At 60.9% G+C, this 23,222-nt stretch carries 21 protein-coding genes; 11 read left to right on the forward strand and 10 right to left on the reverse strand.

What is annotated here, in order from left to right:
• Nucleotides 1-251: 251 nt before the first annotated feature.
• Both H4W29_RS23125 and H4W29_RS23130 read right to left on the reverse strand, forming a co-directional pair.
• Complete coding sequence (locus tag H4W29_RS23125) at nucleotides 252-1,619, reverse strand: sigma-54-dependent transcriptional regulator (protein WP_192731198.1); 1,368 nt, start codon at nucleotides 1,617-1,619, stop codon at nucleotides 252-254.
• Nucleotides 1,616-3,493 carry a sensor histidine kinase gene (locus H4W29_RS23130; protein ID WP_192731199.1) on the reverse strand — a complete coding sequence of 626 codons (1,878 nt, stop codon included), beginning with the start codon at nucleotides 3,491-3,493 and terminating at the stop codon, nucleotides 1,616-1,618. Before H4W29_RS23130 ends, H4W29_RS23125 begins: the two co-directional genes overlap by 4 nt.
• A gap of 207 nt (nucleotides 3,494-3,700) precedes the next feature.
• Between H4W29_RS23130 and H4W29_RS23135 the strand changes: the two genes are divergently transcribed.
• Nucleotides 3,701-5,035, forward strand: a complete 1,335-nt coding sequence (locus tag H4W29_RS23135; RefSeq protein WP_192731200.1) for a dicarboxylate/amino acid:cation symporter — start codon at nucleotides 3,701-3,703, stop codon at nucleotides 5,033-5,035.
• 87 nt (nucleotides 5,036-5,122) lie between these two features.
• On the opposite strand, the gene H4W29_RS23140 is transcribed toward H4W29_RS23135, so the two are convergent.
• From H4W29_RS23140 to H4W29_RS23155, 4 genes are all read right to left on the reverse strand, one after another.
• On the reverse strand, nucleotides 5,123-6,334 hold the full coding sequence (locus H4W29_RS23140) for an ABC transporter ATP-binding protein (RefSeq protein ID WP_417716672.1): 1,212 nt from the start codon (nucleotides 6,332-6,334) through the stop codon (nucleotides 5,123-5,125).
• Nucleotides 6,220-7,068 (reverse strand): carbohydrate ABC transporter permease, encoded by an 849-nt coding sequence (locus H4W29_RS23145; protein WP_192731202.1) that lies wholly within the window; start codon nucleotides 7,066-7,068, stop codon nucleotides 6,220-6,222. The genes H4W29_RS23140 and H4W29_RS23145 overlap by 115 nt, the downstream gene beginning before the upstream one ends.
• A complete protein-coding gene (locus tag H4W29_RS23150) occupies nucleotides 7,061-7,999 on the reverse strand; it encodes a carbohydrate ABC transporter permease (protein WP_192731203.1) in 939 nt (312 codons plus the stop codon). Before H4W29_RS23150 ends, H4W29_RS23145 begins: the two co-directional genes overlap by 8 nt.
• Nucleotides 8,000-8,074: 75 nt before the next feature.
• Nucleotides 8,075-9,382, reverse strand: a complete 1,308-nt coding sequence (locus H4W29_RS23155; protein ID WP_192731204.1) for an ABC transporter substrate-binding protein — start codon at nucleotides 9,380-9,382, stop codon at nucleotides 8,075-8,077.
• A 205-nt stretch (nucleotides 9,383-9,587) separates the two neighbouring features.
• Between H4W29_RS23155 and H4W29_RS23160 the strand changes: the two genes are divergently transcribed.
• The 5 genes from H4W29_RS23160 (at nucleotide 9,588) to H4W29_RS23180 (ending at nucleotide 13,214) form a co-directional block, all read left to right on the forward strand.
• Nucleotides 9,588-10,787: an ROK family transcriptional regulator gene (locus H4W29_RS23160; RefSeq protein ID WP_192731205.1), complete on the forward strand. Its 1,200-nt coding sequence runs from the start codon at nucleotides 9,588-9,590 to the stop codon at nucleotides 10,785-10,787.
• Nucleotides 10,788-10,817: 30 nt separating this feature from the next.
• On the forward strand, nucleotides 10,818-11,921 hold the full coding sequence (locus tag H4W29_RS23165) for a Gfo/Idh/MocA family protein (protein ID WP_192732763.1): 1,104 nt from the start codon (nucleotides 10,818-10,820) through the stop codon (nucleotides 11,919-11,921).
• Nucleotides 11,922-11,940: 19 nt separating this feature from the next.
• A complete protein-coding gene (locus tag H4W29_RS23170) occupies nucleotides 11,941-12,582 on the forward strand; it encodes a ThuA domain-containing protein (protein WP_192731206.1) in 642 nt (213 codons plus the stop codon).
• Between the two features lie 131 nt (nucleotides 12,583-12,713).
• Nucleotides 12,714-12,866: a hypothetical protein gene (locus H4W29_RS23175; protein WP_183880468.1), complete on the forward strand. Its 153-nt coding sequence runs from the start codon at nucleotides 12,714-12,716 to the stop codon at nucleotides 12,864-12,866.
• An 18-nt stretch (nucleotides 12,867-12,884) separates the two neighbouring features.
• On the forward strand, nucleotides 12,885-13,214 hold the full coding sequence (locus H4W29_RS23180; RefSeq protein ID WP_192731207.1) for a DUF6665 family protein: 330 nt from the start codon (nucleotides 12,885-12,887) through the stop codon (nucleotides 13,212-13,214).
• Here the strand turns inward: H4W29_RS23180 and H4W29_RS23185 are convergent.
• Nucleotides 13,204-14,118: a LysR family transcriptional regulator gene (locus H4W29_RS23185; protein WP_192731208.1), complete on the reverse strand. Its 915-nt coding sequence runs from the start codon at nucleotides 14,116-14,118 to the stop codon at nucleotides 13,204-13,206. The two genes, H4W29_RS23180 and H4W29_RS23185, sit on opposite strands and share 11 nt — an antisense overlap.
• A 174-nt stretch (nucleotides 14,119-14,292) precedes the next feature.
• Between H4W29_RS23185 and H4W29_RS23190 the strand changes: the two genes are divergently transcribed.
• Complete coding sequence (locus H4W29_RS23190) at nucleotides 14,293-15,069, forward strand: class I SAM-dependent methyltransferase (RefSeq protein WP_192731209.1); 777 nt, start codon at nucleotides 14,293-14,295, stop codon at nucleotides 15,067-15,069.
• Between the two features lie 5 nt (nucleotides 15,070-15,074).
• On the opposite strand, the gene H4W29_RS23195 is transcribed toward H4W29_RS23190, so the two are convergent.
• Nucleotides 15,075-16,403 (reverse strand): LLM class flavin-dependent oxidoreductase, encoded by a 1,329-nt coding sequence (locus H4W29_RS23195; protein WP_192731210.1) that lies wholly within the window; start codon nucleotides 16,401-16,403, stop codon nucleotides 15,075-15,077.
• On the opposite strand from H4W29_RS23195, the gene H4W29_RS23200 reads away from it, so the two are divergent.
• Together H4W29_RS23200 and H4W29_RS23205 are read left to right on the forward strand one after the other, a co-directional pair.
• On the forward strand, nucleotides 16,402-16,569 hold the full coding sequence (locus H4W29_RS23200; RefSeq protein ID WP_192731211.1) for a hypothetical protein: 168 nt from the start codon (nucleotides 16,402-16,404) through the stop codon (nucleotides 16,567-16,569). The two genes, H4W29_RS23195 and H4W29_RS23200, sit on opposite strands and share 2 nt — an antisense overlap.
• Before the next feature lie 144 nt (nucleotides 16,570-16,713).
• Nucleotides 16,714-17,931, forward strand: coding sequence for an SfnB family sulfur acquisition oxidoreductase (locus tag H4W29_RS23205; protein WP_192731212.1), 1,218 nt, complete (start codon nucleotides 16,714-16,716; stop codon nucleotides 17,929-17,931).
• A gap of 71 nt (nucleotides 17,932-18,002) precedes the next feature.
• On the opposite strand, the gene H4W29_RS23210 is transcribed toward H4W29_RS23205, so the two are convergent.
• Together H4W29_RS23210 and H4W29_RS23215 are read right to left on the reverse strand one after the other, a co-directional pair.
• On the reverse strand, nucleotides 18,003-19,211 hold the full coding sequence (locus H4W29_RS23210; protein ID WP_192731213.1) for an acyl-CoA dehydrogenase family protein: 1,209 nt from the start codon (nucleotides 19,209-19,211) through the stop codon (nucleotides 18,003-18,005).
• 78 nt (nucleotides 19,212-19,289) lie between these two features.
• The gene (locus H4W29_RS23215; protein ID WP_192731214.1) at nucleotides 19,290-20,336 is read right to left on the reverse strand and encodes a substrate-binding domain-containing protein; all 1,047 of its coding nucleotides are present in this window, start codon (nucleotides 20,334-20,336) and stop codon (nucleotides 19,290-19,292) included.
• A 234-nt stretch (nucleotides 20,337-20,570) separates the two neighbouring features.
• On the opposite strand from H4W29_RS23215, the gene H4W29_RS23220 reads away from it, so the two are divergent.
• Both H4W29_RS23220 and H4W29_RS23225 read left to right on the forward strand, forming a co-directional pair.
• Nucleotides 20,571-22,055: a sugar ABC transporter ATP-binding protein gene (locus H4W29_RS23220; protein ID WP_192731215.1), complete on the forward strand. Its 1,485-nt coding sequence runs from the start codon at nucleotides 20,571-20,573 to the stop codon at nucleotides 22,053-22,055.
• Complete coding sequence (locus H4W29_RS23225; protein WP_192731216.1) at nucleotides 22,052-23,110, forward strand: ABC transporter permease; 1,059 nt, start codon at nucleotides 22,052-22,054, stop codon at nucleotides 23,108-23,110. Before H4W29_RS23220 ends, H4W29_RS23225 begins: the two co-directional genes overlap by 4 nt.
• The last annotated feature ends 112 nt before the right edge of the window (nucleotides 23,111-23,222 follow it).

The raw sequence follows: 23,222 nt of genomic DNA on the forward strand, positions 1-23,222 counted from the left end.
CGCCTGTAAGAAGGCTCTGCCGAAGCGATAAATCAAGGTAGAGATTACGTTAGCAATGCAACCTATTGTATTTGCGGACGAGCCACCCCGAGATGGCTGTCTCTGCTGCGACCTCTTCGCATCAAGTGCTCGTTTCATGATTGGCCGGGCGAAGCATCGATCAATTTAGCGCGGCTTGACGACTTGTCACTGTCGCGAACTCTCAACCGAGGTTTCTATATGAGGACCCGCTTTGCCGGATAACCGATATGTCAGCTCTCAGACTTGGACGCGCTGAAGGCGGCCCGCTCGATGCCATGACGCTGCAGCTTGTCATAAAAGGTCTTGCGTGGAATGCCGAGTGTTTCGATCGTCCGGCGCACGTCGCCGTCGTTGCGGATCAGCGTTTCGCGGATGATATCGGCCTCATAACGGTCGATCCGCGCCGGCAGAGGTAGGGAGGCCTCTTTGTTATCCATCCCGTTTTGTCGCGTTTCGGCCGGTGCCGCTTCAAGGCCAAGAACAAAGCGCTCGGCAAAATGTGAGAGCTCACGCACGTTGCCCGGCCAGTCATGATCTTTCAGGTGATGATGCAACTGCGGCGAAGCCGCGGGAACCGGACGCTTGAAGCGATTGGCCGCCCGTTCGGTGAAATGGGCGAAGAGGAGCGGGATATCGTCGCGCCGGTCGCGCAGCGGCGGAATGTTGATCGTTACGACATTGAGGCGATAATAGAGGTCCTCGCGGAAATCGCCGCGTTCACGCGGATCGCCGAGATCGATCTTGGCGGCGGCCACGACACGCAGATCGACCGGCCGCACCTCGTTGGTACCGAGCGGCATGACCTCCCGCATCTCCAGGACGCGCAACATCTGCACCTGCGCGGACGCCGGCATGCTTTCGATTTCGTCGAGGAATAGCGTTCCACCGCTCGAATGTTCGATGCGGCCGATGCGTTTCTTCTGGGCGCCGGTGAAGGCCCCGGCCTCGTGGCCAAAAAGCTCACTCTCGATCACGGTTTCCGGCAGAGCGCCGCAATTCAGCGCCACGAAATTTCCGTTCGAGCGGCGGCTCCAGCGATGCAGCAGGCTTGCCACCACTTCCTTGCCGCTGCCGGTTTCGCCAGTCACCAGGACGTCGACATCGGTGTCGGCGATCTGCCGGAGCGTTCGTCGCAGGCGCTCCATGGCAGGCGTCTGGCCAATCAGCGGCAGGTCGCCCTGCGCCTGCTCGGCCGCTTCGCGCAGCGACCGATTGTCGAGCACGAGCCCGCGCTTTTCAGCGGCACGATGCACGCTTTGCACCAGCCTGTCGGCTGCGAAGGGCTTGGTGATGAAGTCATAGGCCCCGTCCTGGATTGCCTTGACGGCCATCGGGATATCGCCATGCCCTGTGACCAGGATTACCGGCAGGTCTTCATCCAGCCGGCGGATACGATCGAAGAGCTGCAGACCATCGATATGCGGCATGCGGATATCGGAAACAACGACCCCGCAAAAATCCGCGTTCAGATCCTTCAACGCTTCGGTAGCAGCGGAAAAGGTCGAAACAGAAAAGCCGGCAAGCTCCAGCGTCTGTTTCGTCGCCTTCAGGAGATCCTTGTCGTCATCGATAAGGAAGACGGGGATTGCTTCACTCATGCCTGTGCTTTCTGCAGATGAACGGTAAAGCGGGTGCCGCTCTCGTTGCTGTCGACCTCGATACGGCCGCCATAATCGGCAACGATATCCTTGGAGATGACGAGACCAAGGCCTAGGCCCTTTTCCTTCGAGGTATTGAAAGGCGAAAAGAGCGAGCCGAGGATGTCCTCCGATATGCCGGGACCGTTATCGACGACTGTCACCGCCACCTCGCTGTCCGTCTCCTCGCAGAAGACCTCAACCTTCGCGCCCTCCCTGCCTTCCAGCGCTTCCAGCGCGTTCTGGAAAAGGTTGATCAGCACCTGCTCCAGCCGGATGCGATTGCCACTCACTTTCAGACCGACCGACGGCAGCCTGATATCGAGCGCATCCAATCGGCCGGCAAACCGGCTCCGCAGCAGAACGACTGCGCCTTCGATGACGGCGCGTAGTTCTATCGGTTCCGCCGCAGTGCGGCCTTTGCGGGCAAAGGCCTTCAACTCCTCGGTGATGGTGCCGATGCGCTCCGTCAGGCTGGCAATCGCATCGAGATTGTCGTCGGCCGGTCCCGGCTGCTGGCGTTTGAGGAAGGTTCGGGCATTGTCGGCATAGGCGCGGATCGTTGCGACCGGCTGGTTGATCTCATGCGCCACGCCTGCGGCGACCTGTCCGAGGATCGCCAGGCGATTTGCCTGCACGAGTTCCTGCTGCACCACCTGTAGCCTTGCTTCGGTGGCGCGATGGTCCGTTATCTCCTCCTGCAGACGGTCACGGGCGCGGCTCAGGTCCTGAGTGCGCTCCAGCACCCGGCGCTCCAGCTCCTCGCGGGCGGCGCGCTCGGTCGCGATACGCATGACGACGATCTGGCGGCGACGCAGCAGGAAGGTCATGATTGCCAGCACGGGAATGAGAGCGGCCAAAGTCAGCAGCCGCCATTCACGCACCGAAGAGGCGATCGGCGCTTCGGTCGGCACGAGATATTCGAGTTGCCAGGATGTCGACGGCACCTCCGTGCGCAATCGCAGGAATTCGCCCTCCCCGGCGCCCGGCATGACGGCATGGACGATTGTGGCTCCAGGCCTCAGCGCTTGCCGCTCCTCGATCGGGAGGGGCAGCAACGGCGCCTCGCCGAATTGCAAGCTCGTCCTGATCGCCGCAAGGCTTTCCTGCGGCAGAGGCTTCGCCGTCATAAAACGCCAGGACGGCAGGCTGGTGATGAGCACGACGCCGTGCTCATCGATGACATAGGCAGGCCGGACCGCATCGCGCCAGTCGGATTCCAGCTGATCGAACTCCATCTTGACGACGACGACGCCAAGCGGATCAGCGGCATCCCCGACCCGCCGGGAAATATAAAGGCCCGGCCGGTTGCTGACATTGCCAAGCGCGAAATGCTCCGCCGTGCCCGTTTCCATCGCGCGGCGGAAATAATCGCGGAAGGAATAGTCGTTGCCGACAAAACTTAAGGGCTCCTGCCAGTTGCTGGACGCGATCGCGATGCCGTTCCTGCCGGTTACATAGAGAACAGAGGCGCGGGTGCCGGCGACAAGGCTCTGGAGCTTGCGGTCAAGCCCCATGACAGCCTCTCCCTGCCCCGAGGCCAAAGCATCTCGCACCTGCTGGTCATCGGCAAGGAGCAGCGGCAGAGCCCGCGGCCCTTCGAGCACGGCACGCAGCAGCGCCACCTTGAGATTGGCGTCGGTCTGCCCCTGATCCTCCAGCGCTGCAATTGCCTGCAGGCGGCCATAAATGCCGGCGCCGTAAAGGGCCGTTCCGATGAGGACCGCGGCGAGCGCCGCAAAGATCAGCCAGACGGACCGGGAGCGCCGGCCAAGCTGTTCAGGCGTCAGTAAACGTTCGTTTGCAGTCCTCTGGAGCATGGCCGTATTGTGCATATTTTCGCACGGCCAGCAAATCACTTTGTGCGAAAAACCGCACTATTGGATCTGCGCCAACCAGACAGATTCAACAATATCAACGAATTAGGAAATCGGAAGAAACTGGCACGCGCGTTGCAAAACAAGTCCTCATCAGTCGGGAGGCTGTTTGACCATCATGACTTGGCCGTCGCCCTATTGGCGTCCGGCATAGTGGAGGACACCATGGATATTGCAATGCACGCCGCTACAGAACGCGGCAAAACTCCCTTTTACCGGCACCTCTATGTGCAGGTTCTCGCCGCCATCGCCGCCGGCATTCTGCTCGGCCACTTCTACCCTTCTCTCGGCGCTTCGCTGCAGCCACTCGGAGACGCCTTCATCAAGCTCGTGCGCATGGTGATCGCGCCCGTGATCTTCCTGACTGTCACGACCGGCATTGCCGGCATGGCCGATCTCAAGAAGTTCGGCCGCGTGGTCGGCAAGGCGCTCGGCTACTTTCTCGTCTTTTCGACGCTGGCGCTCGTTGTTGGCCTCGTCGTTTCCAACGTGCTGCAGCCCGGTGCCGGCATGCATATCGATCCGGCAACGCTCGATACCAAGGCCGTCAACAATTACGCCGCCCAGGCACATGACGCGACGATCATCGGCTTCCTGATGAACATCATTCCGGACACGATTGTCGGCGCCTTCGCCAAGGGCGACATCCTGCAGGTGCTGTTCTTCTCCGTCGTCTTCGGCATTGCTCTGGGTTCCGTCGGTGAACGCGGCAAGCCCGTGCTCGACTTCTTCCAGGTCCTGACCGCTCCGGTCTTCCGCCTCGTCGCGATCCTGATGAAGTTCGCGCCGATCGGCGCCTTCGGCGCCATGGCCTTTACCATCGGCAAATACGGTATCGGCGCGATCGCCAACCTCGCCTTCCTGATCGGCACCTTCTATCTGACGTCGCTGCTTTTCGTGCTGATCGTGCTCGGCGCGGTTGCCCGCTACAACGGCTTCTCCATCCTGGCGCTGCTCCGTTATATCAAGGAAGAGCTGCTGCTGGTGCTCGGCACCTCGTCGTCTGAAGCCGCCCTGCCCGGTCTGATGAACAAGATGGAACGCGCCGGCTGCAAGCGCTCGGTCGTCGGCCTCGTCATTCCGACCGGCTATTCCTTCAATCTTGACGGCACCAATATCTACATGACGCTGGCAGCCCTCTTCATCGCCCAGGCGACGGATACGCATCTGACCTTCGGCGATCAGATCCTGCTGCTGCTCGTGGCGATGCTGAGCTCCAAGGGTGCCGCCGGCATTACCGGTGCCGGCTTCATTACGCTTGCTGCCACGCTCTCGGTCGTTCCCTCTGTTCCGATCGCCGGCATGGCGCTCATCCTCGGCATCGACCGCTTTATGTCGGAATGCCGGGCATTGACGAACCTCGTCGGCAATGCCGTCGCGACTATCGTCGTGGCCCGTTGGGAAAACGAGCTCGACCAGACCCGCTTCGCTGCCGCAATGGCCGGCAATTTCCGCGACGACAGCGACGCGCTTGTTCCAGTGGCGCAGCCCGCCGAATAGACGCTGGCAAAACAAATCCGCCGCCAGTCATACGATTGGCGGCGGATTTCATTTGGACATGTCCGGATCGTCAGCGATCCCTCAGATTTAAAGCGCCAGACCCGTGCCGCGGTCGAAGATATGGACCTGCTCGCTGGCGATATTGGCCTCGAAACGGGCGCCGTAGCGGGCTGCATAATCCCCATCCACCACGGCCGTGACCGGCTGACCAGCCAAATCAAAGACGACATGCGTCTGGGCACCGGTCGGCTCGACAAGAAGGGTCTGGCCGGCAAGCGCATTTCCATCCCTGCCGCCCGGCGTCAGATGCTCGGGACGCAGGCCGACGGTCACCGCTTGGCCGGGACGGACCTTGCGGTCCGGCGCGATGCGGATCGCCGTGCCATCCGAAAGACGCGCCGCCGGCTTACCGTTTTCGCCTTCCACCGTGCCATCGAGCATATTCATCGCCGGCGATCCAATGAACGCAGCGACGAAGAGATTTGCCGGCTTCCTATAGAGTTCGAGGGGTGTACCCTGCTGCTCCACCCTGCCGTGATTGAGCACGACGATACGGTCGGCAAGCGTCATCGCCTCGATCTGGTCATGCGTGACATAGATCGAAGTCGTCTTGACCTTCTGGTGCAACGTCTTGATTTCCGAGCGCATCTGCACACGCAGTTTGGCATCGAGGTTGGACAATGGTTCGTCGAACAAGAAGACGGCGGGATTTCGCACGATGGCGCGTCCCATAGCAACGCGTTGGCGCTGACCGCCGGAGAGCTGGGCCGGCTTGCGGTCGAGCAACTGGGCAAGATCCAGCATGCGGGCGGCTTCCGCGACGCGGCTTTCGATCTCCGGTTTCGCCACCCCGGCCAGCTTCAAATTGAAGCCCATGTTCTCGGCAACGGTCATATGCGGATAAAGCGCGTAGGACTGGAAGACCATGGCGATGTTGCGTTCGCGCGGCGTCATGCCATTGACGACAGCGCCGCCGATCGTGATCTCACCGTCCGTGATCTCCTCAAGGCCGGCGATCATCCGCAGCAGCGTCGATTTTCCGCAGCCTGACGGCCCGACGAGGGCGACGAAGTCCCCATCCTCGATATCAAGCGAAATGCCGTGGATGACGGCGACCGCGCCATAAGCCTTGCGAATATCGTTCAGTGAAACAGACGCCATGATTGCACCTCCAATGGCTCGGCTCAGGACTTCACGGCGCCGGCGGTCAATCCGGCGATGATGTGCTTCTGGGCGACGAAAAAGACGATGATGGTCGGCAGGATGGTGAGCGTGATGAAAGCCAGCACCAATTGCCATTCCGTGCCGTATTCGCCGCGATAGATCATGATGCCGAGCGGCCAGGGATATTTCGATTCCGAATTCAGCATGATCAGCGGCAGGATGTAACTGTTCCAGCTGCCGACGAAGGAGATGATGCTGACGGTGGCGACGATCGGACGGGAAAGCGGCAGTGAGACATGCCAGAAGAAGCGCAGATAGCCGCAACCATCGACAAAGGCCGCCTGGAACAATTCTTCCGGAAGATTGCGGAAATAGTTGCGAAACAAGAGGATGCTCATACCGAGACCGAAGGCCACCTGCGGCAGCACCACGCCCCAGTAGGTGTTCAATAGGCCGAGATCGCGGATGCGGATGAAGAGCGGCAGGATCGCGGTCGCCGCCGGAAACATCAGGCCGAGCAGGAAATAATTGAGCAGGAAGGACGAGCCGAAGAAGCGGACATGGGCAAAGGCGAAAGCCGCCATGGACGAGACGATCAGCGTCAAGAGAACGGTGAGGGCCGCGATAACAAGCGAATTGCCGATCTGCAGCCAGTAGCGCTCGCCGAAGAGGATGTCGGTATAGTTCGTCCATTGCCATTCCACCGGCAAGCCGAACGGATTGGTGCGCAGATCGCCCAGCGTCTTGAAGCCGCCGAGCGCAGTCGTCAGCAGCGGCACGAGGACGATCGCCGCAATCAGGCTCAGCGACACGTAGAGATAGATGCGGGTCGAAGCGCGCATGCGGATGGAAGAGCTCATATCAGTCATGGCGCATGAAGATCCTTTTATAGCCGAAGGCGAGCGTCACGCAGATGATGAAGAGCACGACGCCGACGGCGCTGCCGAGGCCAACCTGCATGCGCATGACGCCATAGGTGTAGAGGAAAGTGACCATCGTCTGTGTGGAGTTGGATGGCCCGCCGCCGGTCAGCGGCATGATCATGTCGAAGAGCTGCAGGGAGCCGACGACGGCAAAGAAGATCGACAGGCGCAAGGTGGATCCGAGCAACGGCAGCGTGACGTAGCGGAATTTCTGCCAGCCGGTGGCGCCGTCGATCTCGGCCGCTTCGAGCACGCTCTTGTCGACCGATTGCAGGCCGGCGATGAACAGCATCATGTGAAAGCCGAAATATTTCCAGACGATGACGCCGAGCACGGCATAGATCGCCACGTCCTTGTCGGCTAGCACGTAAGGATTGGCAAAGCCGAAGAAATTGGAAATAGCGGCGAACAGGCCATAGTCGCCGTCATAGACGAAACGCCAGATGAGACCAGCTGCAACATCGGCCAGCACATAGGGCAGGAAGAAGATCAGGCGGAAGCCGACGACGCCGGGAACGCGGTGGGCCAGCATGGTGGCCAGCCAGATAGCGAGCGGCACCTGGATGCAGATCGAGATGACGATGATCAGGCCGTTGTTCATCAGCGCCTGGGTGAAGGCCGCATTCCGGAACAGGACCTGGAAATTGCGCAGGCCGATAAATTCGGTCGGCGTTCCGTAACCGTTCCATTTGTAGAGGCTGTACCAGGCCGCCTCGCCCATCGGCATGATGACGAAGAGCGTGAAGAGCAGCAGCGCCGGCGGCAGGAAGATCAACAGCACCGTCAGCCGGTCATGCGCGACCGAGCTTTTCCGGGTCGCGGCTTTTCTTGCCGGCCTTGCGGCTGCTGTCATCGAGGGAACTGAAATATTGGCCATGGTCCTGCTTTCGTTCGTCGGCAGCAATGCCGGCGCTCCACTCCCAGAGCGCCGGGAAGGCTCTGCGGGCGCTGGTTATTGTTCCAGTTCGAAAGCGTCCTGAATCATCTGGGCGCCGTCCTTGGAACTCATCTGTCCGGAGACGATTTCCACCGACACGTCGTTCACGACACGGCCAACGGCAGCGCCGAGATCCTGGTCGAAGAAGTTCTGGTGCCAGGTCGAACCCGCAAGCTGTTTGCCGGATTCGGCAAGCAGCGGGTTGACGACGCCGTCATCGGCACCGACGGCGACGGGCAGCAACATGCCAGCCTTGGCCATAGCCCGCTCATTCTCCGCGTTCGTCAGGAAAGCGAGGAAATCGATTGCTTCCTTAGAGGCCTTCTTGGTGACGGCCCAGCCATTCAGGCCGCCGAGCGTGTCTGTCGGCTTGCCGGCGCCGCCCTCGACCGTCGGGAAGACGAAACGGCCGATATTGTCGGATGCGAGCCCCTTGCCGTCGCCTGCATTCTTGCGCTGGTTGGCTTCGGTGCCTTCAAAGCCGAGGATGATTGCAGCCTTGCCGTCACCGAAGACGCCGAGCGTCTGCGGCCAGGTCGCGCCGAGATAGCCGGGCTGGAAGGGTTCAAGCTTGCCGAGTTCGGCGAGATCGTCGCCGGCCTTGATGATGGCCGGATCGAGGAAACCTTCGCCTTCGCCCTTCTTGGCCGCCTCGAAGACCTTCTGGCCGCCCTCGCGCATGACGAGATAGCTCCAATAGAAATGGATCGGCCATTTCTCGCCGCCGCCACCAGCAATCGGCACGATGCCGGCTGCCTTGATCTTCTTCACTGTTGCGAGAAAATCGGCCCAGCTCTTGATGTCCTCGGCCTTGACGCCGGCCTTGGCGAAGAGCGCTTTGTTGTAGAAGAAACTCACCAGGCCGACCTTATAGGGAATGGCCCAGGTCTTGCCGTCGAAGGTCAAGCCATCGACCGAAGCCGGCGTATAGGCCTTGCGCAGCTTGCCGCCATCGGCATCGAGCTCTGCCGTCAGATCCTTCAGCGCGCCGGTTTCCGATTGCTGCTTCAGGACGCCGCCGCCCCAGCTGAAGAAGAAATCCGGCACGTCGTCGGACTGCAGCAGAGTGGGGAGCTTGGCCTTGAAGGCTTCGTTTTCGAGAAACTGCATCTGGATGTCGACGTCGGGATGCTGGGCTTCGTATTTCTTGGCGATGTCCTCCCAAACGCCGAGGAACTTCGGGTCCAGCTCGAGATGCATCCACTTGACCACCGTCGTCGCGGAGGCGACACCCGCCCCCATCAACAGCGAAATGCCGGCTGCCGCGGCCACGGATACGATGCGCCTGCCACTAAGGGCAGCACCCTTGTGTACGAAATTCATGATTTATCCTCCCAGGGGCCGATGTCCTCACAATTTTTCCCCTATACGGATTAATTCAACGGAGCTTTTGCCCAATGTCAACCCAACTGCTGTATTTTTCACCAATTCGCTTGACAGCACTCCGTAATTGCCTGCTATTTATTTCGTAACCCGTTAAAAATATTGGGCCCCTGGCCCTGACAAACCGATTGCCTGGCTAATTTTCATGAAGACTGCCGATCCAGAATTAATGCGTGCGATCAACCGTTTGAACGTGCTCGACACGATCCGTCGGCACGGCCCGATCTCCCGCATCCAGATCAGTGAGCGTACGGAGCTGTCGACCACGACGGTTTCCGCCATCACCGCCTCGCTGCTCGACGACGGGCTGATCCTGCCGCGCCATGAGGGTGATATCCGCAATGAGGCCGTGCGCGGAAGGCCCCGCGTGATGCTGGAGCTCAATCCGGATGCCGCCCGCGTGGTCGGCGCCAAGATCGCCGCCAGCCGTATGGTTTTCGCCGTCACCAATTTCCGTGGAGACGTGCTCTCCAAGCTCGCCCTGCCGATCCGCATCGATCGCCAGCCGATTGCCGTGATTGCCGACCTCATCGAGGATGGCGTACGGCGCTGCGTCGTCGACATCGGACTGTCGCTCGATGATATAGACAGCATATGCCTGGCCCTTCCCGGCGTCATCGAGCACCGCACGGGTTATATCCGATCGAGCCCCATTTTCCGCGAAGTCAACATTGATTTTGCTGCAGAAATGTCGGCTCGGCTGTCGACGCCGACGATCATCGAGAGCGACGCCCATGCCGTCACGCTCGGCCATCACTGGTTCGGCAAGGCCCGCGATCTCGAAGACATGGTGCTGATCTCGCTGGAGCAGACACTCGGTCTCGGCGTGCTGCACGACAACCAGCTTTTCCGCGGCGCCGGTGGTCTCAGCCACAATCTCGGCGATCTGGTCCTCGGCATGGGTCAGCAGGGTGTGGTTCGTCTTTCCAGCCAGGCCGGTGAAAGCGCCATTCTCGGCGAACAACAAGCCGATGGCCGCTTTGCTGAAGCGGTGCGCCTCGGCCGCGGCATGACGCATGTACAGGCGCTGATCCAGGCCGACGACGACCGGCTGATCGGTGCGGCCATGCGCGCCGGCGAGGCGGTGGGACTGACTATCGCCAACATCGTCACACTATTTGCGCCGCCGCGCGTCATTCTCGTCGGCTCCTCGCTTGCGCTGGGTGAGCCCTTCCTTAACAGCCTGCGGGATGCCTATGCGCTGGCTATCCCGCCGTCCCTGCAAGGCGTCAGCGAACTTGTCTTCGACGATTCCACCGACGACTTCTGGGCGCAGGGCGCCGCCGCCGTTGCCCTTTACGAACTCTACGAATCGCCCTGGAGCACGACAGGACCGGCGCTCTGACGCCTAAAACCAGTATTTATGGAGGACATGATGGAAAAAGTCGGTATCGGCATCATTGGATGCGGCAATATTTCGGGTGCCTATCTGAAGGCGATGACATCGGCATTCCCGATCCTCGACATCCGCGGACTGGCCGACCTCAATCGCGAACTTGCAGAGGCAAAAGCCAATGAATTCAACCTTCAGGCTAGGTCTGTTGAAGAGCTTCTGGCTGATCCGAAGGTCGAGATCATCGTCAACCTGACCATTCCGAAGGCCCACGTTGCCGTCGGGCTGCAGGCGCTGGACGCCGGCAAGCATACCTATTCGGAAAAGCCGTTGGGGATTAATTTCGCGGAAGGAAAAAAATTGGCGGATGCCGCCAAAGCCAAAGGTCTGCGCATTGGTGCTGCCCCTGATACTTTCCTCGGCGGCGGTCATCAGACCGCCCGCGCGCTGATTGACGAGGGTGTCATCGGCATTCCGGTCGGCGGCACCGCGACCTTCATGTGTCCGGGCCACGAGCGCTGGCATCCCAATCCGGCCTTCTATTATGAAGTCGGCGGCGGCCCGATGCTCGACATGGGTCCCTATTACATCACCGATCTCGTCAACCTGCTCGGACCGGTCGCCAAAGTCGCCGGTTTTGCGGTGACGCCGCGCAAAGAGCGTATCATTACCAGCGAGCCGCGCAATGGGGAGCGCATTCCGGTCCATATTCCGACGCATGTTGCCGGCGTCATGGCTTTCGCCAACGGTGCTGTCGTGCAGATCGGCATGAGCTTCGATGTCGCCGGCCACAAGCACGTGCCGCTTGAAGTCTACGGCACCGAAGGCACGCTGATCGTGCCAGACCCCAACCGCTTCGCCGGCCCGGTCGAATATCTGAAGAAGGGCGGCGAGTTTGAGGACCAGCCGGTGACCCTGCCTTATGCCGACGGCAACTATCGCTCTCTCGGTGTGGCCGATCTCGCCCATGCGATCCGGTCGAACCGGCCGCATCGCGCAAACGGTGATCTGGCGCTGCATGTGCTCGAAGTCATGGAAGCCTTCCAGAAGGCATCCGACACGGGCAGCACCGTAACCCTTACCACGACAACGGAGCGCCCTGCTCCGCTTTCTCAATCCCTCGTCGACGGACTGCTCGGCAAGTAATTTTCAGGAGGAATACACGATGCGTGAAGCACTGATCGTCTGGGGCGGCTGGGCCGGCCACGAACCGGAACAATGCGCCGCAATCATCAGGGACATTCTCGAGGAAGACGGCTTCAAGGTCTATGTGGAGCACAGCACGGAGGCCTTCGCCGATCCGTCGATCCATGATCTCAGCCTGATCGTCCCCGTTATCACCATGTCGAAGATCGAGAAGGAAGAGGTGAAGAACCTCGCTGCCGCGATCGAAAGTGGCGTCGGCATCGCGGGTTATCACGGCGGCGCCGGCGACAGCTTCCGCGAATCGACCGACTACCAGTTCATCATCGGCGGCCAGTGGGTTGCCCATCCCGGCAACATCATCAACTACACCGTCAACATCACCCGGCCGGACGATCCGCTGATGGAGGGGATCACTGATTTCCCCTATAATTCCGAGCAATATTACATGCATGTCGATCCCTCGAACGAGGTGCTGGCGACGACGACCTTCACCGGCGAACATGCCTACTGGATCGATGGCGTGACGATGCCGGTCGTCTGGAAGCGTAAATACGGCAAGGGCCGCGTCTTCTATTCCTCGCTCGGCCATGTCGCCAAGGAATTCGACGTGCCGCAGATGAAGACGATCTTCCGTCGCGGCGCCAATTGGGCAGCTCGTTGATCGCCTGATATCAGGGCTGCCGGCTTCTCGCCGGCGGCCCACATGAAAAGCGCATATTTGGGCATGACACGGGTGCCAAACCCGTCGATATGCGTTACTGCTGTAGGAAGAACGAACCAGACAGCAAGACCATGAGCGACAACGTTATCAAGTTTCGCAAGCCGAAGCCCCCGCCGAAAGCTCCCAATCCCCTGCTCCGCAAGCTCATGATCATCGCTGCGGTTATCGTCGTATTTGCATTGGCATGGATCTATGTCCAGGTCACCGGCGTGCCACCGCAATAATCCAGCGAGGATAATCCGATGAGCGTTCGCCCGCCGCAATCCTTCAGGCAGTCCTTTTCGGCCGAAGGCGGGGTGAATGTACTCGAATACGAGCTCATGTCGGAGCGCGCCAGCTCACTCGGGCGCAACGGCCTCAAAGTCGAATCGGCTCTCTCCGCCCTGAAGGCCTGGAATCCCGATCGCCATAGCGCAGAGCAGCGGGAAACGCTGATCAACGAGGCGTCCGACGCCGTTTGGGGGCTCTTCGTTCAGCGCGAAATCTGCGGGTTACGCAACAACAAGGATATTGTCCAGCGCTATGCCATTCCCGGCGAGGTGCTGGCGCGGGTCGGCATCATCAGGAAATAGCCGCAGGCTGGCTCAGTGTCGCAGGAGCCGGATTCGAGAGGACGAATGCACGCGCCTCTTTTTCCAGCCATTCGCAAAAGAGCGAGGATTTGCGGTTTCGCCTCGCTCGGCGCAAGGCCACGTATTCATGGCCACTTTCCAAAAATCCATGCGGCGCCGACAGCCGGCCGAAGCGGATATCATCCGTCACATAGGGCCAGGGTACGACGCAGACGCCGAGCCCGGCATTGGCTGCCTCCAGCATGAAATAGAAATGCTCATATTCCACACGGCCACCTGCTTCGACGGCGATGCCCGAGCGAGTGAGCCAATCATCCCAGGCGCGCAGACGGCTGCGGGTATGAAGGCGAGCGGCACCAGTGAAATGCTTGCCAGCGGTCCCGGCGAGTGCCGGTGACAGAACAGGGCCGGTCTGTTCGGGAAAGAGCGGGATGACATCCGCACCCGCTGGCCAGGGTGCGGTTCCGACGCGGATAGCGACATCGAAACTGTCTCGCGCGAAATCCACCGGGCGCGAGGAAGCGGTCAGGCGTACCTCGATATCGGGATACTCTGCCTGAAACCTGTAGAGCCGCGGGATGAGCCAGCGCATGGTGAAGGTTCCGGGACAGGATATATCGAGTACACCATCCTGAGTATCGGCGACGGCACGAACAGAGTTATCGATCTGGTCGAAGGCGGTATTCAGGCCCGACAGCAGCGTCGTACCGGCCTCGGTCAGACGCAGCCTGTTCTTCGGCCCCTCGAACAGAGGAACGCCGAGCACATCTTCCAGATGCTGGATCTGGCGGCTCACGGCACTGTGCGTGACATTGAGCTCGTCGGCGGCCAGCGTCATCCGGCCGAGACGACCAGCGGCCTCGAAGGCGCGAAGAGCATTGAGTGATGGGATGCGGCGAGCCATGTGCGTTTTCCGAACAATATTTGTTCGATCATATCGATTTTCGGACTGCATTCCATCGTGTTTCCTGCAATCGTAAAATTGTCGAATGCCTTTTCAGGAACAACGAATGCCGGGCGGCAACACGCCCTGGCGATGGCGAAGCCTTGCCTTTTGAAGCAGTTATGGAGAGTGAACGTGAACAGCAGACACAGTGACGGAAGTGCGGGCGATGCCAACTACGGCGTGATCGGCACGAATTACACCAAATACCGCCAGCCCGACCCGCATATCGCAGACTTCATCTGCGCTGCGCTTGGTAACGCCGAGACCGTGCTGAACGTCGGTGCCGGCGCTGGCTCTTACGAGCCGCTCGACCGGCAGGTAACCCCGGTCGAACCCTCGGCCTCAATGCGTGCGCAGCGCCCGGCGCATCTGCCTGTCGCAATCGATGCGACAGCAGAAAAACTGCCTTTCGCCGACCAATCCTTCGATGCAAGCATGGCAACCTTCACTGTGCATCAGTGGTCGGATCTCAAGTCCGGCCTTGGGGAGATCCGCCGCGTTTCACGCGGTCCCGTGCTGGTCCTGAGCTGCGATCCCAACGAACTGAAACGCTCATGGCTGTTTGACTATGCACCCGAGATGATCGCCGTCGAGGCAAGCCGCTATCCGGCCCTGCAGACTATCACCGATCATCTCGGCGGCACTATCGAGATATTGCCTGTGCCGATCCCGCTTGCCTGCACCGATGGTTTCGGTGAGGCTTACTATGGCCGGCCGGAGCGCATGCTCGATCCCGGTGCTCGTCTTGCGAATTCCGCCTGGAGCTTCGTCGACCCGTCGATAGCCCAACGCTTCGTAGCCAAACTCGGCCGCGATCTCCAGGACGGCACCTGGGATGCACGTTACGGGCATCTGCGCACCCAGCCCTTCTTCGAGGGCTCGCTGCGCCTGATCGTTGCCCGCCCCTGATAGCCTCATCTGAAAAAGCGATTCTCCGGTCGCGGCAGACCGAGATGTTCGCGCAGCGTCGTGCCTTCATACTCCCTACGAAACAGGCCACGGCGCTGCAGTTCCGGCACTAGGCGCGTGGTCACGTCGTCAAGCCCCTGCGGCAGGTAGGGGAAGACGATGTTGAAACCGTCGGACCCTTCTTCATCCAGCCAGCGTTCCATTTCGTCGGCAATGCTTTGGGGCGTGCCGACAAAGGCAAGGCCGGAATAGCCGCCGTAACGCTGGGCGAGTTGCCGGACGGTGAGGTTCTCCTCCTGCGCCAGCTTGATGACCTGGGCGCGGCCCGTCTTGCTGGCATTGGTATCGGGAATATCCTTGGGCAGCGGCGCATCCGGATCAAAGCCCGAAGCATCATGGCCGAGCGCAATCGACAGTGACGCGATAGCGCTGTCGTAGTGAACGAGGCTGTCGAGGGCGAGACGCTTGGCGCGGGCCTCCTCGATACTATCGCCGATGACGACGAAGGCGGCGGGCAGCAGTTTCAGGTGGTCGCGGTCGCGGCTGATGGCCTGCATCCTGCCCTTGATATCAGCGTAGAGCGCCTTGCCACCGTCAAGATCACGCGGCGAACAGAAGACCACCTCGGCGGTTTCGGCAGCCAGCTGCCGGCCGGGGTCCGACTGGCCAGCCTGCACGATGACGGGCCAGCCCTGAACCGGCCGGGCAATATTCAACGGCCCGCGCACGCTCAGTTCCTCGCCCCTATGGTTGAGCACATGCATTTTTTCGGGATCGAAATAAATTCCGCTCTCACGGTCGCGGATGAAGGCGTCGTCGGCAAAGCTGTCCCAGAGACCGGTGACGACATCGTAAAATTCGCGCGCCCGCTTGTAGCGCTCGCCATGTTCCACATGCTCGTCGAGGCCGAAATTGAGCGCAGCGTCGGGGTTCGATGTGGTCACGATGTTCCACGCGGCACGACCATTGCTGATGTGATCGAGCGAAGCGAAGCGGCGGGCCACGTGATAGGGCTCATCGAAAGTCGTCGACGCCGTTGCGGCGAGCCCGATCCTCTCGGTGACGGCAGCTAGCGCCGACAGTAGGGTGAAAGGCTCAAAGGAGGTCACTGTATGGCTGCGCTTCAGCGCCTCGACCGGCATGTTAAGCACCGCCAGATGATCGGCCATGAAGAAGGCGTCAAACTTCGCGGCTTCCAGCTTCTGCGCGAAAGACCTGATGTGGTCGAAGTTGAAATTGGCATCCGGATAGGAACCCGGATAGCGCCATGCGCCGGTATGCAGGCTAACGGGACGCATGAAGGCGCCGAGGCGCAACTGCCGTGAACGGGTCATGTTTTTCCTCGTGGATCGGGGCGAAGCGGCCGCCTGCCCTCTGCTGAACGCGGATATCCGGATGACATATACTTACGGTTACGTAGGGGTTCGCGGGCCGTTATTCGAGATTGCTTTGCCTTTTTCCGGCGGCGATTTCATCGGCAAAGCGGTCAATTCCCGGTGAGATGGACAGAGGCATAGGCTAGCTGCTGATCCGAGTCCCGGATAAGCAAGCACTTTCCATTTTCCATCACATCTATAGAATTTATAATCTTACCTCTCGCGGCGATTTCTTTCACCCATATCACGGTCAGAACTGGAGAAATCGATGACGACCGTGCTCAGGCAACAAGACCAGATCCGGCCCGTGGCCGCCCGCATTGCCAGCGACGAGGAGGCGATCGAGACGGCCCGCAAGCTTGCCGCTCAATTTGCCGCCACGGCCGCCGTGCGCGATACTGAGCGCCGGCTGCCTTTCGCCGAACTAGACGCGCTGGCGCAATCCGGCCTGCTGGCGATTGCCGTTCCCACGCAATATGGCGGGCTTGATGTCTCGAATGCCGTGCTGACCGAAGTGACTGCGATCCTGGCAGAGGCCGATGGTTCGATAGGCCAGATCCCGCAGAACCATTTCTACATTCTGGAATCTTTGCGGGTGGATGGCAGCGAAGAGCAGAAGCGGTATTTCTTCGGCCGAGCGCTTGCCGGCGACCGTTTCGGTAATGCGCTTTCGGAGCGCGGCACAAAGACCGTCGGCCACTACAATACCCGCATCGTCAGGGATGGTCCCGGCTATCGCATCAACGGCCAGAAATATTACTCGACCGGCGTGCTATTTGCCGACTGGGTCACGGTCTTCGCGCTCGATGATGACGACCGGCTTGTTATGGCCTTTGTGCCGAAGGGAACCGAGGGCGTCGAGATCATCGACGACTGGGACGGCTTCGGCCAGCGCACAACGGGTAGCGGCACGACGATCCTCAATAATGTCTATGTCCATGCCGATTCCGTCGTCCTGCATCACAGGGGCTTCGAGCGGCCGTCGACGATCGGCTCCGTCGGCCAGATCGTCCATGCCGGCATCGATCTCGGCATCGCGCGGGCGGCTTTTGCTGAAACGCTCGAATTCGTACGCACCAAGTCACGCCCCTGGATGGATAGCGGCGTGGAACGCGCTGCCGACGATCCGCTGACGATCTCGAAGGTCGGGCAGATCGCCATCCGGCTGGAAGCCGCGGCAGCACTGGTCGAACGCGCCGGCCGCAAGGTCGATGCGGCGCAGATCGAGACGACGGAAAAGACCGTCGTCGACGCCACGCTTGCGGTCGCTGCCGCCAAGGTGCTGACGACAGAGATCGCGATCGAGGCGACCAATACGCTTTTCGAACTCGCCGGCACTTCTGCGGTCAAGAGCGACCTTAATCTCGACCGGCACTGGCGCAATGCGCGCACCCACACGCTGCATGACCCCGTGCGTTGGAAGTACCATGTCGTCGGCAATTACCACCTGAACGGCGCGATCCCGCCGAAGAACGGCGCGCTCTGAACCCTCTCCTCAACTAAAAACCCCATCTCCGTCACCGGAAATGGGGTTCTTTTTTGCCTATTTTCCTGAGCTTAGCTGTAGAGGCTGACTTCGGGAATCTTGCCGTTCAGTATGAGCTCTCCGACTTCCTTGGCCTTGTAGAACACCGGATCGTGCAGCGTGTGGGTGCGTACATTGCGCCAGAAACGATCGAAGCGATATTTCTCTGCCGTCGAACGCGCGCCAGTCAGTTCGAAGACGCGAGACGTAATATCGAGCGAGACATGGGTGGCGTGCACCTTGGCGGCATAGGCTTCCGCCGCCGCCTCGCCGCGTTCGCGGGCGGTAACACTGTGGCCCTTTGCGAGCCCTGCCTGAACCGCAGCGGCTGCGGCATCTGCCAGGGCGGCGGAGGCTTTCAGCGCGGCGGTGAACTCGCCCACCCGCTCCAGGATATAGGGATCGTCCGCAGCCCGTTCGGCGCCTGAGGTCACCCAGGGACGTGTCGTCGTGCGCACATAGTCGACGGCAGCCTGGAGCGCGCCTTCTGCGCTTCCGAGATAGAAGTTGACGAAGACGAGCTGGATGAGCGGCGTATTGAAGGTGGAAAGCACCGGCGGGGCGGCATCGGGAGCGGCGGGGGCACCGACGAAGTCTTCGTCGTAGACAGGGAAATCATGGAACTCGACGCTGCCGCTGTCGGAGAGCCGCTGGCCGAAATTGTCCCAGTCGTCATTTGCCTGATAGCCTGGCCGGTTGGTCGGCACCGCGAAGCCGACGATCTTGTCGTCGAGCGTGGCATTGGCATTGATATAGTCGGACACGTGAGCGGCGGTCGAAAAGGACTTGCGTCCGTTCAGCACATAACCGTTGCCGCGGCGGGTGAGCACAAGGCCCGGATCGCGCGGATTGACGGCAGCACCCCAGTAGAGGTTTTTCGCCACGGTTTCGGTGCCCAGCGCATGAGCGCGGGCCTCATCGAGCGCCCAGTAGACATATTGGCTATTGACGAAGTGATAGCCAAGCAGCTGGCCGATGGAACTTTCACCGCGCGCGAGGATACGCACCAGCCGCAAGCCATCCACCCAATCAAGGCCGCCGCCGCCGATCTTTTGATCATGAAGCGCATTCAGCAGTCCGGCATTCTTCAACTTGACGATCTCGGCAAGCGGCGGGCGGCCTTCGCGGTCGAGCTCGGCGGCACGTCTGGAGAGATCGGTCGAGATATCCTCGGCGCGGGCAAAGAGGTCCTCTCGCGTCGTGCTGCGATTGGTCGCGAAGACGACATTGGACTGGCTCATGGGTCGAAACTCCGATTTCCTGAAAAAATGGGCCGGCGGGGGCCGCACAACCCCCGCCGGAAGATCGAGGCAGGCAGCTTAGAAAAGCTTGTCCGGGATCCAGCTCGCGGTTGCCGCGTCGCTTGTGCTGAAGGCCGGGATTTTCTGCGCCAGGTCCTCGATCGTCTTGACGCCGGCTGCGCGCAGGCTTTCCTGCGTGAGCAACGTCGGCTTGACTGTGATCTGATGGGGGACGTCCTGTCCGGCGATCTGCAGAGCCGCGGCGCGGACGGAGACGGCACCGACGACGGCCGGGTTGGTGGCGACGGTCGCAACCCAGGGGCTGCCCTCTTCGGTAATTTCCTGAATGTCGGCGGTGGAGACATCGGCCGAATAGATCTTCAGCTTGCTTGCAATACCAAGGTCGTTGGCGGCAAGCTTTACGCCACGGGCAAACTCGTCATAAGGCGCAAAGACGACACTGATATCGGGATTGGCGGTCAGTGCGGCCTTGGCCTGATCGGCCGTAGAGGTCGCGGTGGTGTCGCTCACGTTACCGAACCGGGCCTTTTCAACGACGCCGGAATTCTCCGACTTGAACTTCTCCCAGACCTCGTTGCGGCGGTCGAGCGGCGCGAAGCCGGCGACATAGACATAACCGGCATTGAAGCTTTTGCCGTTATCCTTCACCACCTGTTCGAGCCCGAGCTGAGCGAGCTCGTGGTCGCTCTGTTCTACCTGCGGCACCTTGGGATTGTTGAGGTTCACATCGAAGGCGACGACCTTGATGCCCTTGTCCAACGCCTGCTGGACGACATCGCCAAGCGATTCCGGCAGGCCGTGATCGACGACGATACCGGCTACGCCGAGATTGATCGCCTGCAGGATCTGCTCACGCTGCTCTGCCGCATCCTGCCGACCGGGGAACACACGCAGGTCGATATCGAGCGCCTTGGCCTGGGCTTCCGCACCGGCCTGATAGGCCTGGAAGAAGTCCCCCGCCGAGATGTAGCTGATCAATGCCACCTTGACGCCGCCCTTGTCGAACGGGGCCGGAGCGCCGTTGAGACCGGCGGCAAAGGAGGTCTGGTAGAGAGTAAAAGAAATTGCGGCTGCAGAGAGCGCCAGCCGTGCGAAGGATTTCATCGTCGCGATCCTCTAGTCAATCGGGAGCGTCGTCTGACAGGTTGGCAGCTCCCTGCGACGCATGAAATTATTTAGATATAAACTCTATGTTTTTAGTAGATTTAATGATCCGATTTTTGCCGGTTCAGGAGATTCTTTGTTCCCATCGCCTTGCGACCGGGGCAAGGCTTGCCTCGAAGTTCAGGCATCTGTCAGGCCAATATCGCGGCTTAAAAGCAGACCCGGATTTGCCCGATGCCGCTCCTTCAAGTCGACAATATCACCCGCAGTTTCGGGTCCACGCGCGCGCTTTCAGGCGCTCAATTCTCTATCGAGCGGGGTGAGATCGTCGCGCTAATGGGGGCCAATGGCGCCGGCAAATCGACACTCGTGAAAATTGTCTCGGGCGTCCTTGCGGCTGACGGCGGCACAATCAGCCTTAATGGCCGGCCCTTTTCGCCAAAAACGCCATCCGAGGCGGCAAAGGCCGGCGTCGTCACCGTGCATCAATCGACGGATCTTGTCGGAGCGGCGGGGCTGACGGTTGCCGATGCCCTGCTGCTGCATCGCTTCGCGGAGGGCAGCACGCCGTTCTTTCTCTCTCGGACGAGCGTGCGGCGCAAAGCGCGCGCCATGCTCGATGCCGCCGGCTTCTCGTTACCGCTCGACCGGGATTTCGGCGATCTGACCGCCGCCGACAGGCAGCTGGTTGCGATCGCCCGGGCGCTTGCCAACAAGGCCGAGCTGCTGATCCTCGACGAGCCGACCGCAAGCCTTTCGGCGGACGAAAGCCGGCGCCTGTTCGACATCCTGCTCACCTTGCGGGCGCAGCGCCTTGCCATCCTCTATATCTCCCACCGAACCGCCGATCTCGAGGCGATCGCAGATCGAGCGCTCGTCATGCGCGGCGGCCGCATCGTCGGCAGCTTCAATCGCCCTATCGACTTTTCCGGAGCGATTGAAACGATGATCGGCCGCAGGCTTGAAGCAGCGCGGCCGGACGCCCGCGCGGTGACAGGCTCAGCGATTTTCGAGATGCGCGGCATTCGACTTCTGCCGTCAAGCAAGCCCTTCGATCTGACCTTGCACGAAGGCGAGGTCGTCGCCATCACCGGCGTGCTGGGCGCCGGCAAAAGCCGCCTGCTGTCGGCGATATTCGGCGTTCGAGACTTGGCTGGTGGCGCCATGCAACTCGACAGCAAGCCATACCGGCCGAAATCGCCGAGCGAGGCGATTGCCGCAGGCGTCGCCATGGCGGCAGAGGATCGCCATCGCTCCTCGCTGATGCCGGCCGCCTGGCCCGGCAATTCACTCGCGGCCACCATCAGCCTGCCGCATCTTGCCAAATGGTATCCGAGCGGCCTGCTTTTCGGTGGCCGCGAGCGGCGCGAAGCGGAACAGGCCATATCGCGGCTCGGCATCAAAGCCCCAAGTCCGCTCGCCTCGATCTGGATTCTGTCGGGCGGCAATCAGCAGAAGACGGTCATCGCCCGCTGGGAGGCGGAGCCGAGCCGGCTGTTGCTGCTCGACGAGCCGTTCCAGGGTGTCGATGTCGGCGCCCGCCATGACATCATCCAGGCGATCCGGGCACGCACCGACTGCGCAACGCTGATCGCCACATCCGATCCCGAAGAGGCCTATGAGGTCGCCGATCGCATCCTGGCGATCGACCACCACAGCTTGCTGCCTGATCTCGTCGATATCGCCTCTTCTTCAGCTCCACAGGAAATTTCCGCATGACGACCATTGACGAAGAGGCCCTGCCAAAGACCAGCACCGTCCCTCAGAGCCATAATGAGGATAGCCGCACTCTGGCACTCGGCAGCTTTCTGCGCGCCGGTGCGGTATTCATCCTGCTCGGACTGATGTTGATCGGTTTCACCATCGCCCAACCTGCCTTCATCAACATCGGCAACCTGATGAGCATCCTGCAGGCCGTATCGGTTGTTGCGATCCTCGGCGCCGGTGTGACGGTAACGCTTGCCGTCGGCGGCTTCGATCTCTCGATCGGTGCTGTGGCCGCCTCCAGCGTCATGGCCGCGAGCTATGCGATGATCGTCTGGCATCTCGACGTCTTCGCGACCGTGCCGCTGGTGCTTGCCTTCGGCGCCGCGATCGGGCTCATCAACGCCTTGCTCATCGTGCGCCTGCGCGTGCCGGATCTGCTCGCGACGCTTGCCATGATGTTCCTGCTGTCGGGTCTGCAGCTCATCCCGACGGCAGGGCGGTCGATCTCAGCAGGGCTTGTCCTGCCTGACGGGTCCAAGGCGACCGGCGCATATGATCCGGCTTTCCTGCTGATCGGCCGCTACAGCCTGTTTGCCACCCTGCCCGTTTCCGTGGTGCTGATGGCCGTCGTCGCCATCGTGCTTTTCGTGCTGACCGAACGCACCCGCATCGGCCGGCTGCTCTACGCCACCGGCGGCAATGAGGTGGCGACACGGCTGGCCGGCGCGTCTACGACCCGGCTGAAGACACTCGCCTATGTCATTTCGGGAACTCTGGCCGCCCTTGGCGGCATCGTGATCGCGGCCCGTGTCGGGCGCGGCGACGTCTCCTCCGGCGGCTCGCTGTTGATGGACTCGGTTGCGGCCGCCCTGATCGGCTTCGCCGTTCTCAATCTGCGCCGCCCCAACGTGCTTGGCACCATCGCCGGCGCCGTCTTCGTCGGCGTGCTGCTGAATGGACTGACGATGCTCAACGCTCCCTACTATACGCAGGATTTCGTCAAGGGCGCGGTACTCGTCGGGGCGCTGGCTCTGACCTACGGCCTCGGTCGTAACACCGATCGCTGACAGCAGGATCTGGCTTTAGAAAATTTCCTACGGCCGCGTTCTTTTGGAATAACGTACCTCTTATGTAATCAAAATCTATATAATTTACAGACTATCAAATCGAGAGGGTATC

This window comes from Rhizobium viscosum (genome assembly GCF_014873945.1).
Classification (GTDB): domain Bacteria; phylum Pseudomonadota; class Alphaproteobacteria; order Rhizobiales; family Rhizobiaceae; genus Rhizobium; species Rhizobium viscosum.